16 protein-coding genes are annotated in these 13,676 nt (G+C 72.9%); 9 read left to right on the top strand and 7 right to left on the bottom strand.

The window, feature by feature from the left end; translation table 11 throughout:
• The first annotated feature begins 11 nt into the window (after window positions 1–11).
• The 5 genes from OHS58_RS47860 to OHS58_RS47880 all read left to right on the top strand — a co-directional run bounded on the left by OHS58_RS47860 (window position 12) and on the right by OHS58_RS47880 (window position 4,543).
• Complete coding sequence (locus OHS58_RS47860) at window positions 12–1,364, top strand: MFS transporter (RefSeq protein ID WP_328646662.1); 1,353 nt, start codon at window positions 12–14, stop codon at window positions 1,362–1,364.
• Window positions 1,365–1,486: 122 nt separating this feature from the next.
• Window positions 1,487–1,852: a YciI family protein gene (locus OHS58_RS47865; protein ID WP_328646663.1), complete on the top strand. Its 366-nt coding sequence runs from the start codon at window positions 1,487–1,489 to the stop codon at window positions 1,850–1,852.
• A 175-nt stretch (window positions 1,853–2,027) separates the two neighbouring features.
• On the top strand, window positions 2,028–2,849 hold the full coding sequence (locus OHS58_RS47870) for a M48 family metalloprotease (RefSeq protein ID WP_328646664.1): 822 nt from the start codon (window positions 2,028–2,030) through the stop codon (window positions 2,847–2,849).
• 100 nt (window positions 2,850–2,949) lie between these two features.
• Window positions 2,950–3,300 carry a YciI family protein gene (locus OHS58_RS47875; protein ID WP_328646665.1) on the top strand — a complete coding sequence of 117 codons (351 nt, stop codon included), beginning with the start codon at window positions 2,950–2,952 and terminating at the stop codon, window positions 3,298–3,300.
• Between the two features lies 1 nt (window position 3,301).
• Window positions 3,302–4,543 (top strand): RNA polymerase sigma factor, encoded by a 1,242-nt coding sequence (locus tag OHS58_RS47880; protein WP_328646666.1) that lies wholly within the window; start codon window positions 3,302–3,304, stop codon window positions 4,541–4,543.
• Window positions 4,544–4,776: 233 nt separating this feature from the next.
• Here the strand turns inward: OHS58_RS47880 and OHS58_RS47885 are convergent, their stop codons facing one another.
• A complete protein-coding gene (locus OHS58_RS47885; protein ID WP_326955205.1) occupies window positions 4,777–5,406 on the bottom strand; it encodes an enoyl-CoA hydratase/isomerase family protein in 630 nt (209 codons plus the stop codon).
• Window positions 5,403–6,002: a TetR/AcrR family transcriptional regulator gene (locus OHS58_RS47890; protein WP_328646667.1), complete on the bottom strand. Its 600-nt coding sequence runs from the start codon at window positions 6,000–6,002 to the stop codon at window positions 5,403–5,405. The genes OHS58_RS47885 and OHS58_RS47890 overlap by 4 nt, the downstream gene beginning before the upstream one ends.
• Before the next feature lie 53 nt (window positions 6,003–6,055).
• Between OHS58_RS47890 and OHS58_RS47895 the strand changes: the two genes are divergently transcribed.
• Window positions 6,056–6,409 (top strand): arsenate reductase family protein, encoded by a 354-nt coding sequence (locus tag OHS58_RS47895; RefSeq protein WP_247062431.1) that lies wholly within the window; start codon window positions 6,056–6,058, stop codon window positions 6,407–6,409.
• Here the strand turns inward: OHS58_RS47895 and OHS58_RS47900 are convergent.
• Both OHS58_RS47900 and OHS58_RS47905 read right to left on the bottom strand, forming a co-directional pair.
• Window positions 6,406–7,617, bottom strand: coding sequence for a threonine synthase (locus OHS58_RS47900; protein ID WP_328646668.1), 1,212 nt, complete (start codon window positions 7,615–7,617; stop codon window positions 6,406–6,408). The genes OHS58_RS47895 and OHS58_RS47900 overlap by 4 nt on opposite strands.
• A 29-nt stretch (window positions 7,618–7,646) precedes the next feature.
• Window positions 7,647–8,138, bottom strand: a complete 492-nt coding sequence (locus tag OHS58_RS47905; RefSeq protein ID WP_328646669.1) for an EXPERA domain-containing protein — start codon at window positions 8,136–8,138, stop codon at window positions 7,647–7,649.
• A gap of 30 nt (window positions 8,139–8,168) precedes the next feature.
• Here OHS58_RS47905 and OHS58_RS47910 point away from each other — a divergent pair, with 30 nt between their 5' ends.
• Window positions 8,169–8,963 carry a DUF1295 domain-containing protein gene (locus OHS58_RS47910; protein WP_328646670.1) on the top strand — a complete coding sequence of 265 codons (795 nt, stop codon included), beginning with the start codon at window positions 8,169–8,171 and terminating at the stop codon, window positions 8,961–8,963.
• The gene (locus tag OHS58_RS47915; protein WP_328646671.1) at window positions 8,960–9,781 is read left to right on the top strand and encodes a carbon-nitrogen hydrolase family protein; all 822 of its coding nucleotides are present in this window, start codon (window positions 8,960–8,962) and stop codon (window positions 9,779–9,781) included. Before OHS58_RS47910 ends, OHS58_RS47915 begins: the two co-directional genes overlap by 4 nt.
• Before the next feature lie 16 nt (window positions 9,782–9,797).
• Here the strand turns inward: OHS58_RS47915 and OHS58_RS47920 are convergent, their stop codons facing one another.
• The 3 genes from OHS58_RS47920 to OHS58_RS47930 all read right to left on the bottom strand — a co-directional run bounded on the left by OHS58_RS47920 (window position 9,798) and on the right by OHS58_RS47930 (window position 12,805).
• Window positions 9,798–10,544, bottom strand: a complete 747-nt coding sequence (locus OHS58_RS47920; protein WP_442875507.1) for an SDR family NAD(P)-dependent oxidoreductase — start codon at window positions 10,542–10,544, stop codon at window positions 9,798–9,800.
• 96 nt (window positions 10,545–10,640) lie between these two features.
• Entirely contained in the window at window positions 10,641–11,543 is a 903-nt protein-coding gene (locus OHS58_RS47925) for a LysR family transcriptional regulator (RefSeq protein ID WP_326947212.1), read from the bottom strand.
• Window positions 11,543–12,805, bottom strand: coding sequence for a cytochrome P450 (locus OHS58_RS47930; protein WP_328646672.1), 1,263 nt, complete (start codon window positions 12,803–12,805; stop codon window positions 11,543–11,545). Before OHS58_RS47930 ends, OHS58_RS47925 begins: the two co-directional genes overlap by 1 nt.
• Before the next feature lie 46 nt (window positions 12,806–12,851).
• On the opposite strand from OHS58_RS47930, the gene OHS58_RS47935 reads away from it, so the two are divergent.
• Complete coding sequence (locus OHS58_RS47935) at window positions 12,852–13,580, top strand: alpha/beta fold hydrolase (protein ID WP_328646673.1); 729 nt, start codon at window positions 12,852–12,854, stop codon at window positions 13,578–13,580.
• Window positions 13,581–13,676 lie beyond the last annotated feature (96 nt).

Genomic DNA, 13,676 nt, shown 5'->3' on the forward strand with positions numbered 1-13,676 from the left:
CGTCGGAACCCATGAACGCTCCGACAGTCAACCGGGGACTCGTGCTGGCGATCTGCTGCGTCAGCATCGTCGTCGTGGTGATGGACATCTCCGTCGTCAACGTCGCCCTCCCGTCGATCCGCCGCGATCTGCACGCCTCTCTGGCCGGGCAGCAGTGGACGATCGACGCCTACACGCTCGTGCTGGCCGGGTTCCTCGTGCTCGCCGGGTCCACCGCCGACCGCGTCGGCCGCAAGCGGGTCTTCCTGACCGGGCTCGCCGTCTTCGGCGCCGGGTCGCTGCTGTGCGGGCTCGCGCCGGGCATCGGGTGGCTGATCGCGGCACGCGCGTTGCAGGCCGCCGGCGGCACGATGCTCAACCCGGTCGCGATGGCCATCGTCGCCACCGCCTACCCCGTCCCGGCCGACCGGGCCCGCGCCATCGGCGTCTTCGGCGCCATGTCCGGCCTGGCACTGGTGCTCGGGCCGATCCTCGGCGGCCTCCTCGTCGACGGCTTCGGCTGGCGCGCGGTCTTCTGGGTCAACGTCCCGATCGTCGCCGCCGCGATCGTGGCCACCGCGCGGTTCGTGCCCGAGTCCCGCGCCGCTCGTGCCCGCCGGTTCGACCCGGTCGGGCAGGTCCTGGTGGTGCTCGTGCTCGGCAGCGTCGTCGCCGCGATCATCGGGTCCCGGGGGCTCGGCTGGTCGTCGCCGGTGGTCCTCGGCCTGCTGGCCGTGGCCGCGCTCGGCGTCGCGGGGATCGTCGTCTACGAGCCGCGACGTGCGGATCCGCTGCTCGAACTGCGGCTGTTCCGCAGCGTCCCGTTCAGCGCGGCGATCGTGATGGCGGTCTTCGCGCTGTGCGGCTTCGGTGCGTTCCTGTTCGTGACGACGCAGTACCTGCAGGACGTCCGCGGGCTGTCGGCTCTCGACGCCGGGTTGTGCCTGCTCCCGGTCGGGGCGCTGGTCCTGGTGCTGTCGCCGGTCACCGGCCGGCTGGTCGGCACGCGCGGGCCGCGGCTGCCGCTGGTCGTGGCCGGGAGCGCGCTCACGCTGGGCGGCGTCGCGTCGGCCTGGCTCGGGCCGGCCACGCCGCTGGTCGCCGTGCTCGCGGTCTCGCTGCTCTTCGGCATATTCCTCGGCACGGTCAACCCGCCGATCACGACCACGGCGATGGCCGGGATGCCGGGCTCGATGGCCGGGGTGGCGGCCGGCCTGGCCTCGACCGGGCGGCAGACCGGCACCACGCTGGGCGTCGCGATCGCCGGCGCGGTGCCCGGCGTGGGCTGGGTGGAGGCCGGGCTCGGGGCCGGTCTCGTCGTGTTGGCCCTGGTCAGCACGGCCGTGAAGCGCGTACCAGCCGGAGTGACGCAGGTCACACGGTAGTCTGCGGAAGATCTTCCCGGGGAAATGTCGAACGCCGCGAGCGCCCGATCGACGCGGGGGTGAAGGCCGGTCATCGCGTCCGAGAGAACCGGACCCCGGCCGAGAGAACCAGGGAGTCAGCCATGCGTTTCCTCATGATGCACCGTCTCGACGAGAGCGCCCCCGAGGCGTGGAACCCCAGCCCGGAGTTCATGGAGAAGATGGGCGCGTTCATCCAGGAGTCGGCGGGGAACGGCCGCCTGATCACGGCGGAGGGCGTCCACCGGTCGGACACGGGCGCGCTCGTCCGCAAGCCGCGCGGCGCCGCGGTCCGCGTCACCGACGGCCCGTTCGCCGAGGCCAAGGAGGTCATCGGCGGGTTCGCGCTGATCAACGCCGAGGACCGGGCGGACGCCGTCGAGTTCGCGAAGTCGTACGCCGAGCTGTTCGAAGCCGAGATCGAGGTCGAGGTGCGCCAGGTCGTCGAGTTCGACGAGATCCCCGGCTGACGCCTGTGCCCGGCGGCGGGCCCGCTCCACCCGCCGCCGGACGGCCGTTGTGCTTCGCCCGGCGGCACGCCAAGGTGGGTGCGCGGTCAGCCGGGACGGGGGAGCGGACGTGGGCGAAGGTGCGCGACCCAGGACACGGCCGGACCTGTCCGCCGTCGTGAGTGTTGTGCTTTCCGTGCCCGTCGTCGCCAGCAGCGGGCTCGTGCTGGTCCTGCTCGGCAAGCTCGTCTGGCCCGCGTACTTCTGGGTCGTGCCCGCCGGGTGGGTGGTCGCCGGCGGGATCACGTTCGTGCCCGCGTTCGAGCACTTCCTGCTGCCGCTGATGTTCGGGATGCGCTCGCCCACCGCCCGTGAGCTGGCCCGGCTGACGCCCTGCTGGCAGGCGGTCTGCGCGGCCGCGGGCGTCGACGGCGGCCGGTACCGGCTGTGGGTCGAACGCTCCCGCGAACTGAACGCCTTCGCCGCCGGCGGCCGGACCGTCGCGGTGACGCGGACCGCCCTCGACCTGCCCCCGGCCGGCCTCGAAGCGATCCTCGCGCACGAACTCGGCCACCACCTCGCCGGGCACACGCGGATCTCGCTGCTGATCTGGTGGCTGGAGCTCCCGGCCCGGATCCTGACCCGGCTGGTCCGGCTGCTCGCCCTGGTCGTGCCGTACGTCGGGCGCGCGTTCGCGGCCTTCGGGCGGGCGGTCGCCGTGCTCGTCACCGTGCTGCTGAGCCTGGGGATCCTCACCGCGCTCGCGTTCCTCGACCCGTGGCTGCTGCTGGCGCCGCTGCTCGGCCCGGTGCTCGCCTGGTCGAAACGGCTCGGCGAGTACCGGGCCGACCGGGTGGCGGCGCGGCTGGGCTACGGCCCGGAGCTGATCGGGCTGCTCAAGGAGTGGATCGTCCTGCACCGCGGCGACGAGCGGCGGCTGTGGGCCCGGCTGCTGGCCGGGCACCCGGCCCACATCGACCGGATCAAGCGGCTGAAGGAGCACCGCGGCGGATTTTGAGCACGAGAGGCAGAATCTCCGGCGAGGGTGTCCAAGGCGCCGCGGGCCGTTCGTAGTGGTGGCGTACGGCAACCGGGCCACGACACGACGGAGGAACACCATGAAGTACCTGATGCTGATCAACGCCTCGCTCGACGCGGACGGCGCGCCCACCGGCTGCAGCACACCCGAGGACTGGATGCTGTTCGACAAGTCCATGAAGGACGCCGGTGTCCACGTCCACGGGAACTCGCTCGCCGACTTCACCACCGCCGCCGCGGTCTGCGTCGACGACCACGGCGAGCGGATCGTCACCGACGGGCCGTTCGCCGAGTCCCGCGAGGTCCTCGGTGGCTACTTCGTCGTCGACGTGCCGGACTTCGACGTCGCGCTCGAGTGGGCGGCGCGCTGCCCCGGCGCTCGCGACGGCGGGTCGATCGTCGTCCGGCCGCTCGCGTCCTACGGGGACTGAAGTGCCGGAGCAGGTGGAGACGTCGGTCGAGGCGGTGTTCCGGGAGGAGCGCGGGCTGCTGCTGGCCGCGCTCGTCCGCCGGTTCGGCGACCTCGACCTGGCCGAGGAGGTGACGTCGGAGGCGATCGAGGCGGCGCTGGTGCGCTGGCCCGTCGACGGCGTGCCGCCGAAGCCGGGCGCGTGGCTGATGACGACGGCGCGGCGCAAGGCCGTCGACCGGCTGCGCCGCGACCAGGCCTACGCGGCCCGGCTCGCGGTGCTGCAGGTCGAGGCCGACCGCGCCGCGCCCGCCCCGTCGTCCGACGGCGAGCTGCCGGACGAGCGGCTCCAGCTGTTCTTCACCTGCGCCCACCCGGCGTTGCCGGCGGAGGACCGCACGGCGCTGACGCTGCGCTGCCTCGCCGGGCTGACGACGCCGGAGGTGGCGCGCGCGTTCCTGGTGCCCGGCGCGACGATGGGCAAGCGGATCGTGCGGGCCAAGAACAAGATCCGCACGGCCCGGATCCCGTTCCGGGTGCCGGACGCCGCCGAGCTGCCCGGCCGGCTGCCGGGTGTGCTCCAGGTCGTCTACTCGATCTTCACCGAGGGGTACGCGGCCAGCTCGGGCCCGGACCTGCAGCGGCTCGACCTGGCCGAGGAGGCGATCCGGCTGGGCCGGATCCTGCGCCGGCTGCTGCCGGCGGAGCGCGAGGTCGCGGGCCTGCTCGCGCTGATGCTGCTGGTCCACGCACGACGCGACGCCCGGACCGGCGGCGACGGCGACGTCGTCCTGCTCGACGACCAGGACCGCGGCCGCTGGGACCACGCGCTGATCTCGGAAGGCACCTCGCTGGTGGAGGTGGCGTTGACCGGCGGCCCGCCCGGGCTCTACGGCGTCCAGGCGGCGATCGCGGCCCTGCACGACGAGGCACCGGACGTGGCGGGCACGGACTGGCCGCAGATCGTCGCGCTCTACGACGTCCTGCGCGGGCTGGCGCCGTCCCCGGTGGTCGAGCTGAACCGCGCGGTGGCGGTGGCGATGCGCGACGGCCCGGCCGCGGGCCTGGCCCTCCTCGACGCCCTCGCCGGGGAACCCCGCCTGCAGTCCTACGCCCCGTTCCCGGCGGCGCGGGCCGAGCTGCTCAGCCGCCTGGGCCGCCTGCCGGAGGCGGCGTCGGCCTACCGCGACGCGCTCGCCCTGGCGGGCACGGAACCGGAACGCGCCCACCTGCGCCGCCGCCTCGCCGGGGTCGCCAAGCCGTGAAGGGCACCCTCAGGGCTCTTAAGTCCCTGAGGGTGCCCTTCAGGACATCAGCCGGGGCGCGCAGGGCGACGACGGCCGGGACGCGCGCCCACCTGCGCCGCCGCCTCGCCGAAGTCGCAAAGCCGTGAAGGCCCCCTTACCGGCCATAAGAGTCGGGAAGGAGGCCTTCACGGCTTTCAGGCCGGCCGAACTGTCGGTGGCCCCCGGTAAGCTGGATACCGGGGGGCGGCGCCCTAAGCCGGGGTGCGCAGCGCCGTGGCGGCCGGGGCGAACATCGTCGCCTTGATCGCGCCCAGCGTGCCGCGGTCCTTGCCCGCCAAGGCAGCGACGCGCGAAGAAGCCACCGTCACCAAGTCGGCCTCCGGTGCGGTTTCGTCCACCAAGCCCACAGCAAGCGCGTCCGGGCCGCCGAACCGGCGGCCGGTGGTCATCGACGCGATTGCCGCGGCCGGGGTCAGCTTGCCCTGGATCAGCGCCGCCATCCCCGGGGTGAACGGGATGTTGATGTCGGCCTCCGGGAAGCAGAAGTAGCCCCGGTCGGCGCGCATCACGCGGAAGTCGTGCGCCATGGCGAACATCGCGCCGGCGCCGAACGCGTGGCCGTTGACCGCGGCGACCGTCGGCACCGGCAGCGTCAGGATCCGGGCGAGCAGCTCCTGCACCTCGGCGACGTACTTCGCGGCCTGGTCGCCGTTCGCCATCAGCCAGTCGAGGTCGAGGCCGTTCGAGTAGAACTTGCCGCTGCCGGTGGTCACCAGAGGACCCTCGACACCGTCCACAAAGGAATGGACGCGCTGCAGCCAGTCCGGTGAGAAGCGGTTTTCGTCGCTGCCGAGGTCCAGCACGGAAACGGGATCGGTCACGGTTGAGCCTTTTCTCGAGGGGGTACGGTCAGCACGGCCCGCACGGCGGCGGCGAGCCGCTCCCGCACCAGGGGATCGGTGATGTCACGGCGGAAGAACGCGGTCGGCAGGTCGACGACGCAGGTGGTGATCACCTCGACGGCCAGGCCGTCACCGCGGTCCCACACCAGCCGCGCGAGCCGGACCAGCAGCGCGATCAGCCGCTTGTCCAGCGCGTGCAGGGCGTCCGCCAGCTCGTCCGGCAGCTCGGGCCCGAACAGCCGGTCCGCCTTGACCCGCAGCAGCATCCGGGCCCCGTCGGGCCGCACGGAAACGAACACCGCGGGCGTGTCGGCCGCCGCGACGACCGCGTCCACCGGAGAGGAAGCCTGGTCCACGCGCGCGGTCTGGAGGTCGAGGAACGCGGTCGCGGCGCGCAGCCAGACCCGGGCCAGCAACGCGCTGAGCGAGCCGAACGCGTGGTAGATCGTCCCGTTCGGCACGCCCGCGGCCGCGGCCAGGCCGCGCACCGTCACGTTCTGGTATCCCGACGAAGCGACGAGCCGTTCGGCGACGTCGAGCAGCGCGTCGAGGTCGTGGACGCGGGGGCGGGGCATACCGCGACCGTAACAGAACGCGTGCTCCAAAACCATCGCGGTAGGCTGCGTCGGTGGAGATCTGGGTCAACCCGGCGTGCGCGAAGTGCCGGTCAGCGGTGTCGATGCTCGACGAAGCCGGCGCGGAGTACACCGTGCGCCGCTACCTCGACGACCCGCCGACCGCGAAGGAGCTGAAGGCCGTCCTGAAGCGGCTCGGCCTGGAGCCGTGGGACATCACGCGCACCACCGAGCCGGTCGCGAAGGAACTCGGCCTCAAGACGTGGGGGCGCACCCCGGCCGACCGCACGCGCTGGATCGACGCCCTGGCCGCGCACCCGAAGCTGATCCAGCGTCCGATCATCACCGCGGACGACGGCACGACCGTCGTCGCCCGCACCCCCGAAGCGGTGCAGTCGGTCCTTTAAGGGATCGAGTCGGTCTTCGCCAGCAGCGGCACGTCGAGCGGCACCGTCTCCGGGTACTTGATCCCGGCGCCGGTGTTGAGCACGACGACGTCTTCGTCGCCTTCGAGCCAGCCGGACTCGCGAAGGTGCCGCAACGCGGCGAAGCACGCTCCGCCTTCAGGGCAGACGAAGGCGCCTTCGCGCTCGGAGAGTTCCCGTTGCGCCGCAAGCAGTTCCTCGTCGGTGACGGCCACCGCGGTGCCGCCGGTCGCGTAGACGGCGTCGAGCACGAGGAAGTCACCGAGGGCCTTGGGTACGGTGATGCCGAACGCGACGGTCCGCGCGTCCGGGAACGGCACACTCTCCCGGTCACCGCGCGAGAACGCTTCGACGATCGGGGCGCACCCGGTGGCCTGCACCGCGACGAGGCGCGGCAGCGGGCCGGTGACCCAGCCCATTTCCCGCATTTCCAGCAGCGCCTTGTAGATCCCGATGATCCCGACGCCGCCGCCGGTCGGGTACAGGATCACGTCGGGCAGCCGCCAGCCGAACTGCTCGGCGATCTCGTAGCCCATCGTCTTCTTGCCCTCGATGCGGTACGGCTCCTTCAGCGTCGAGACCTCCTGCACGCCCGGACGCCGCTGGACCGCCGCGGCGACGAGCTTCCCCGCGTCGCCGATGAGACCGTCCACCCGGTACAGCTCGGCGCCGGCCGCGACGCACTCGCGCATGGTGATCGACGGCGCGTCGTCCGGCATCGCGATCAAGCTCGTCAGCCCGGCGCGGGCCGCGTACAGCGCCCACGCCGCGCCCGCGTTGCCGTTCGTCGGCATGGCGATCCCGCGCACGCCCAGCTCGGCCGCCCGTGAGACGCCGACCGCGGCGCCCCGCGCCTTGAACGAGCCGGTCGGCACCAGGCCTTCGTCCTTCATCCACAGCCGGGACAGGCCCAGCTCGCGGCCGTAACGCGGCAGGCGCAGCAGCGGCGTTATGCCCTCACCGAGGCTCACGACGTGCTCGGCCGAGCGCACCGGCAGCACCTCGTGGTAGCGCCACAGCGTCGGCTCGCGCCCGGAGATCTCCTTCGGCGTCACGGCTTCGCGGACGCCGTCGAGGTCGTAGCGCGCGAGCAGCGGCGCGCCGGCCGGGGACACGCCCTGGACGGCGTCGGCGTCGAGGCGCTCGCCGGTCCGGGAGCATTCGAGGTGGCTGAGGAACGAGTACGGCACGGTGCCTCCGGTCAGAAGCGTCTGAAGCGTCAGAAGCGGCGGGTGAACGGCTTCGGCGCGCGCATCCGGATCAGCAGCAGGAGCGGCACCAGGACGTAGGGCAGGTTGAACGCGAGGAACTTCACCGGGTTGCCGGTGCGTGTGGCCGGGTCGCCGAAGAACTCGACGCCGAACACGACGACCCCGGTGAGGGTGACGATCATCGTCGCGTAGACCACCGCGGGCAGCTGGATCCAGTTCTTGCCGCTGAGCAGCGCGAACACGAGCACGATGTAGAACGGCATGTAGACGAACGCCGAGAGCCCGGTGACGATCCGCATCCAGTCCGGCGGGTGCATGAACAGCGGGTCCGCGTCGTGGGCGTACCACCAGTTCGAGTTGACGAAGAAGTTGTCCGACGGCTGTGAGAAGTCGACGCCCACGGTCGGCAGCAGATCACTGATCAGCGAGGTGATCGTGAAGGCCGAGAACAGCACCGCGAAGAAGATGTCGATCTTCCGGTCCCGCAGCGGCAGGTTCATGTGATCGATCCTAGGTCTTATGGTGAGGACATGGACGCGCTGCGGGTCTGCCTGTACGTCTTCGCCGGAGTGACGCTCGGCACGTGGCTGCTGTCGGTGCTGACCAGGGAGTACTCCTGGGTCGACCGGATCTGGTCGATCGTGCCGGTGGCCTACCTGGGGATCTTCGCCGGCGCCGCCGGGTTCGCCGACGCCCGCCTGGACGTGATGTTCGCGCTGGTCCTGGCGTGGGGCGTCCGGCTGACGTTCAACTTCGCCCGGAAGGGTGGTTACGCCCGCGGCGGTGAGGACTACCGGTGGGCGGTGCTGCGCGAGAAGCTCGCGCCCTGGCAGTTCCAGGTGTTCAACTTCTTCTTCATCTCGCTCTACCAGAACGCGATCCTGCTGCTGATCACGCTGCCCGCGATGACGGCGCTGGACCACCAGGGCGCGTTCGGCGTGTGGGACGTCGTCGTCGCGGTGATCTTCGCGGCGTTCCTGGTCGGGGAGACGGTCGCCGACCAGCAGCAGTGGACGTTCCACCGCGAGAAGCACGCGGGCCGGGCGTCGACGCGCTTCCGCCAGGACGGCCTGTTCCGCTACTCGCGGCACCCGAACTTCTTCTTCGAGCAGGCCCAGTGGTGGGTGATCGCGGCGTTCGGCGTGGTCGCGGCGGGTCTCACGTGGACGGTGCTGGGCGCGATCCTGCTGACGCTGCTGTTCGTGGGGTCGACGAAGTTCACCGAGAGCATCACGCTGGGGCGCTACCCGGAGTACGCGGACTACCAGCGCCGCACGTCCGCGGTGGTGCCGTGGCCGCCCAAGCGCGAGCGGGTCCGCGGGTGACGACGTCGGTCGTCGCCGCGCTCCAGACCGGGGCCGTGGGCCTCAAGGGGCTGCTGGGCCGGGAGGACGAGATCCGCGCGTCGGGCGCGGCGCTGGTGGTGCTGCCGGAGGCCGTCCTCGGCGGCTACCCGCGCGGGGAGCCGTTCGCGGACTACTTCCGCGCGTCGGTGACCGTGCCCGGGCCGGAGACCAGGGCGCTGGCGGGACTGTCGGCGCGGACCGGCGCGAGCCTGGTCGTCGGCGTGATCGAGCGGGACGGCTCGACGCTGTACAGCACGGTCGTGTTCCTCGACCCGTCGCTCGGGCTGGTGGGCAAGCACCGCAAGCTGGTCCCGACCGCGCGCGAACGCCTGGTCTGGGGCCGTGGCGACGGCTCGACCCTGCCGGCGATCCCGACGGCGGCGGGTCTCGCGGGCGCGGCGATCTGCTGGGAGAACCACATGCCGCTGCTGCGCGCGGCGATGTACGCGAAGGGCGTCGAGCTGTGGTGCGCCCCGACGGCCGACGACCGCGACGTCTGGCAGGCCTCGATGCGCCACATCGCCGACGAGGGCCGCTGTTTCGTGATTTCGGCGTGCCTGTACGAGGATTCGGGCGACGACCCGTTCCGCGGCGGCAGTGTGATCGTCGGCCCGACGGGCGACGTCCTGGCCGGTCCACTGAGGACCGGAGAAGGCTTGATCACGGCGGAGATCGACCTCGAGGACGTCGTGACGGCCCGCCACAGCCTCGACGTCTCGGGCCACTACGCGCGGCCGGACGTCTTCGCGCTGTCGGTGGACGAGCGACCGCGGGACGGCGTCACCTTCCTGCGGTGACGCCGTCCCGCCGGGCTCACACCGCCACCCGGCCGCCGTCCACCGGGAGCACCGCGCCGTGGACGAAGCTCGAGCCCTCCGCCGCCAGGAAGGCGATCGCCGACGCGATCTCCTCCGGGGACGCCGCCCGGCCCGCCGGCGCCGCCGAGGCCAGCTGGTCCAGGGCGTCGCCCATCGCGGCCGTGCCCTCGGTGCGGGTCGGGCCGGGGCTGACCGCGTTCACGCGGACCCCGGACGGGCCGAACTCCGCCGCCCACGCCTTCGTCAGCAGCTCCAGCGAAGCCTTCGACGCGCCGTAGAGCGCCATGCCCGCCAGGCCGATCTTCGCGACCATCGTGGACACGTTGACGATCGAGCCGTGCCCGCGCTCGGCCATCTCCGGGGCCAGCTCGGCCACCAGGAAGAACGCCGCCTTCACGTTGGTCGCGAAGACGCCGTCGAACTCCTCCTCCGTCGCGGATCCGGTGGGGCCGAAGGGAAAGACCCCGGCGTTGTTCACCAGCACGTCCACCTGCCCGCCCACCTCCCGCGCCCGCGCCGCCAAGGCCCGCGCCGCCGCGGCGTCCGTCAGATCGGCCGCGACGAAGTCGGCCTTGCCGCCCGCCGCGCGGATGCGCTCGACGACCTCGGCACCGCGCGTGGCGTCCCGGCCCGACAGCACGACGTGGGCGCCGAGCCCGGCCAGCGCGACCGCCGTCGCCCGGCCGATCCCGCTGGTTCCGCCGGTCACCAGCGCCGTGGTGCCGGACAGTTGTGCAGTCATGGTCTCGTCTCCTGCTCTCGTTCGGGTGATTCCCCGGGTTCAAGCGGGAGCGGCCGCGCGGCCTTCCGGATCGGCGTTCGGCACTGCTTATGGCGACTATCGGCCGGTTCGATGCCCGGCGTCTTCCAGGGCCGCCACGAACTTCCCGAGGTCGCGCCGGTGCGACGCGGCGGGCCAGACCGCCCAGGTGCGCCGGACGATCGGGTGCCCAGCCAGCGGCACCCACGTCACCGTCTCCGGCAGCGGGTACGGCCACTCCGGCGGCGCCAGCGCGAACGCGCCGCCGGCCGCGACCGCCGGCAGCTTCAGCTCGACGATCAGGGTCCGCTCCGCCGGGACGTCCGGCCCGAGGTCGAGGCCGTGGCTGCGCAGGATCGCGGTCAGCTCGTCGAACCACGCCGGGCTGCCCGACCGCGCGAAGCCGAACCAGTCCAGCCCGGCCAGTGCCTCCAGCCGGACCGGCTCACCCAGCTTCTCCGCCAGGTCCGCGGCCAGCAGCACGCCCAGGTTCTCCGAGACGACCGGCACCGCGTCGAGGTCCGGGCCGGGCGGGCGCTCGCGCACCAGCCCGACGTCCAGCTCGCCCGCCCGCAGCGCGGCCACCTGCGCCGCGGTCGACAGGTGCCGGGCCCGCACCCGCGTGTCCGGGCAGGCGTCCGCCAACGCCGCGAGCGCCGTCGGCAGTAGCTCCGACGGCAGCTCCAGCGGGACGCCCACCCGCAGCACGCCGCCGCCGGCCGTGGTGTGGCGGGCGAGCGCGGCCAGGGCCTGGTCGTGCCGCGCCAGCACCGCGCGGGCCTCGGTCAGCAACGTCGTCCCGGCTTCGGTGGCCCGCACGCCGGTGCTGGCCCGCACCAGCAGCTGCACCCCGAGCCGCCGCTCGAGCGCGGTGATCGTCTGGGACAGCGCGGGCTGGCTGACGTGCAGCTCGCGTGCCGCCTTCGACAGCGTGCCCGCCTCGGCGACGGCGACGAACGCCCGCATCTCGCGCAGTTCCATCAGCGCGTCCAGGCGATCGGCAGTGACTTCAGCCCGTTCTGGAAGTTGGAGCGCAGCCGCACCGGCTCGCCGGCCAAGGAGACTTCGCCCAGCAGATCCAGGACCGCCGTGAACATCGCCCGCAGCTGCACCCGGGCCAGCTGCGCTCCGAGGCAGAAGTGCGGGCCGTGGCCGAAGGTCAGGTGGTCGTTGGGCGTCCGCGCGATGTCGAACGCGTCCGGATCGTCGAACACCGAAGGATCACGGTTGGCCGAGGAGAACCACACCACGACCTTGTCCCCGGCCCGGATGTCCACACCGGACAGACGGACGTCGGAAGTGGCCGTGCGCCTGAAGTTCATCACCGGCGTCCACCACCGCAGCATCTCCTCCACCGCGGACGGCAGCAGCGACCGGTCGGCCAGCAGCCGCCGGTACTGCACCGGGTGCGACAGCAGCGCGGACATCCCGCCCGGCAGGCCGTTGCGCAGGGTTTCGTTGCCCGCCACGGAAAACAGCCAGAACAGGTTCTCGAACTCGGCCAGCGAGACGCGGCCGCCGTCGTCGCCGACGTGCCGCATCAGGGTGCTCATGACGTCGTCGCCCGGGTGCTCGCGCTTGTACTCGCCGAGGGCGTTCGCGTACGCGTAGAGGTCCGGCATCCCGGCGCGCGTGCGCGGGTCCGGCATCACGCCGTCCGGGCCCGGTGCCGGCCGGACGGCCAGCGCGGCCCGCGCCAGATCGGTCACCTCCGCCGGGTCGACCGTCGCGCTGACCGCGTACTCGGCGTCCTGGTAGCCGATCACGCGGTTGCTCCAGTCGTACATCAGCCGCCGGTCGCGCTCCGGCACGCCGAACACCGCGGCCAGCGTGCGCAGCGGCAGGTCCGCCGCGACCTTCGCGAAGTCGCACTCGCCCTGATCGGCGACGTCGGCGACGAGCTCGCGCGCCGACGTCTCGATCTGCTCGGTCAGCTTGGCGATCGCGCGCGGGGTGAACGCCCTGGTCAGCAGCCCGCGCAGCCGGCCGTGCTCGGGCGGATCCATGTTGAGCATCATCCGGCGCACGTACGCGAGGTCGGCCTCGGTCGCCGGGTCCCGGATCTGCGTCCCGCCGAGCTGCGAGGAGAACAGCGCCGGGTCGCGCAGCACCGTGCGGACGTCGGCGTGGCCCAGCACGGCCCAGAAGTCGTCGACGCGCACCACCGGCGTCTCGCGCCGCAGCCGCGCCAGCTCGTCGTACGGGACGCCCCGCACGTAGCCGTCCGGATCGGTGATCCCCACGCGCCCGACCCTAGCCCGGCGCCACGACGTAGGGGAGGCTGCTGCGATGGACACGCTGAACATGCGCACCGGCGGCGAGGGCGAACCGGCCATCCTCTTCCTGCACGGGCTCGGCGCGACCGGCGCCGTGTGGGCCCACCTGACCGAAGCGGTCCCGCGGCGCGTGCTGGTGCCCGACCTGCCCGGCCACGGCCTCTCGGCGCCCCTGCCGCACTACAGCTTCGAGACGCTCACGGCCGCCGTCGCGCGGGCGTTGCCCGACAAGAATCCGCTGGTCGTCGCCGGGCACTCGCTCGGCGGGGTGCTCGCGCTCGAGCTCGCCTCCGGCAAGTACGACGTCGAGGTCACCGGGGTGCTGGCGCTGGGCGTGAAGGTCGAGTGGAGCCAGGACGACCTGGGGCGGGCGGCGTCGTTCGCCGTGCGGCCGCCGCGGGTGTTCGAGACCCAGGCCGACGCCGACCAGGCGTACCTGAAGGTCTCCGGGCTGCTCGGGATCGCGCCCGCCGACCCGGCCGGGCTCCGCGAGACGGAGGGAGGTTGGCGTCTCGCGATGGACCCGGCCGCGTTCGGCGTGGGCGCTCCGGACATGACTGCCCTGCTCGCCGCGGCGCGGTGCCCGGTCGTGCTGGCGGCGGGCGAGCACGACCCGATGAGCCGTCCGGAGCAGCTGTGCGCGCTGGACCCGGACGCGGTCACGCTCGCCGGCCTGGGGCACAACGCCCACGTCGAGGACCCGGGCGCGGTGCGCGCCCTGCTGGAGCGCCTCGGCGTCTGAGGCCCGGGTGCAGCCGTCGTACCCCACGCGACGGCTGAACCGCGAACCCCTCGCCACCACCGGACCCGCACAGCCTAGAAAGGCTCGGTGGACGAA

This window comes from Amycolatopsis sp. NBC_00348 (assembly GCF_036114655.1).
GTDB lineage: Bacteria > Actinomycetota > Actinomycetes > Mycobacteriales > Pseudonocardiaceae > Amycolatopsis.

What these genes read in the sequence shown, in the direction of transcription:
- OHS58_RS47860 (WP_328646662.1), top strand. Translation starts at nt 12, where the DNA reads ATGAACGCTCCGACAGTCAACCGGGGACTCGTGCTGGCGATCTGCTGC.
- OHS58_RS47865 (WP_328646663.1), top strand. Translation starts at nt 1,487, where the DNA reads ATGCGTTTCCTCATGATGCACCGTCTCGACGAGAGCGCCCCCGAGGCG.
- OHS58_RS47875 (WP_328646665.1), top strand. Translation starts at nt 2,950, where the DNA reads ATGAAGTACCTGATGCTGATCAACGCCTCGCTCGACGCGGACGGCGCG.
- OHS58_RS47890 (WP_328646667.1), bottom strand. Translation starts at nt 6,002, where the DNA reads ATGCCCCGCCCCCGCGTCCACGACCTCGACGCGCTGCTCGACGTCGCC.
- OHS58_RS47905 (WP_328646669.1), bottom strand. Translation starts at nt 8,138, where the DNA reads ATGAACCTGCCGCTGCGGGACCGGAAGATCGACATCTTCTTCGCGGTG.
- OHS58_RS47910 (WP_328646670.1), top strand. Translation starts at nt 8,169, where the DNA reads ATGGACGCGCTGCGGGTCTGCCTGTACGTCTTCGCCGGAGTGACGCTC.
- OHS58_RS47920 (WP_442875507.1), bottom strand. Translation starts at nt 10,544, where the DNA reads ATGACTGCACAACTGTCCGGCACCACGGCGCTGGTGACCGGCGGAACC.
- OHS58_RS47925 (WP_326947212.1), bottom strand. Translation starts at nt 11,543, where the DNA reads ATGGAACTGCGCGAGATGCGGGCGTTCGTCGCCGTCGCCGAGGCGGGC.
- OHS58_RS47935 (WP_328646673.1), top strand. Translation starts at nt 12,852, where the DNA reads ATGGACACGCTGAACATGCGCACCGGCGGCGAGGGCGAACCGGCCATC.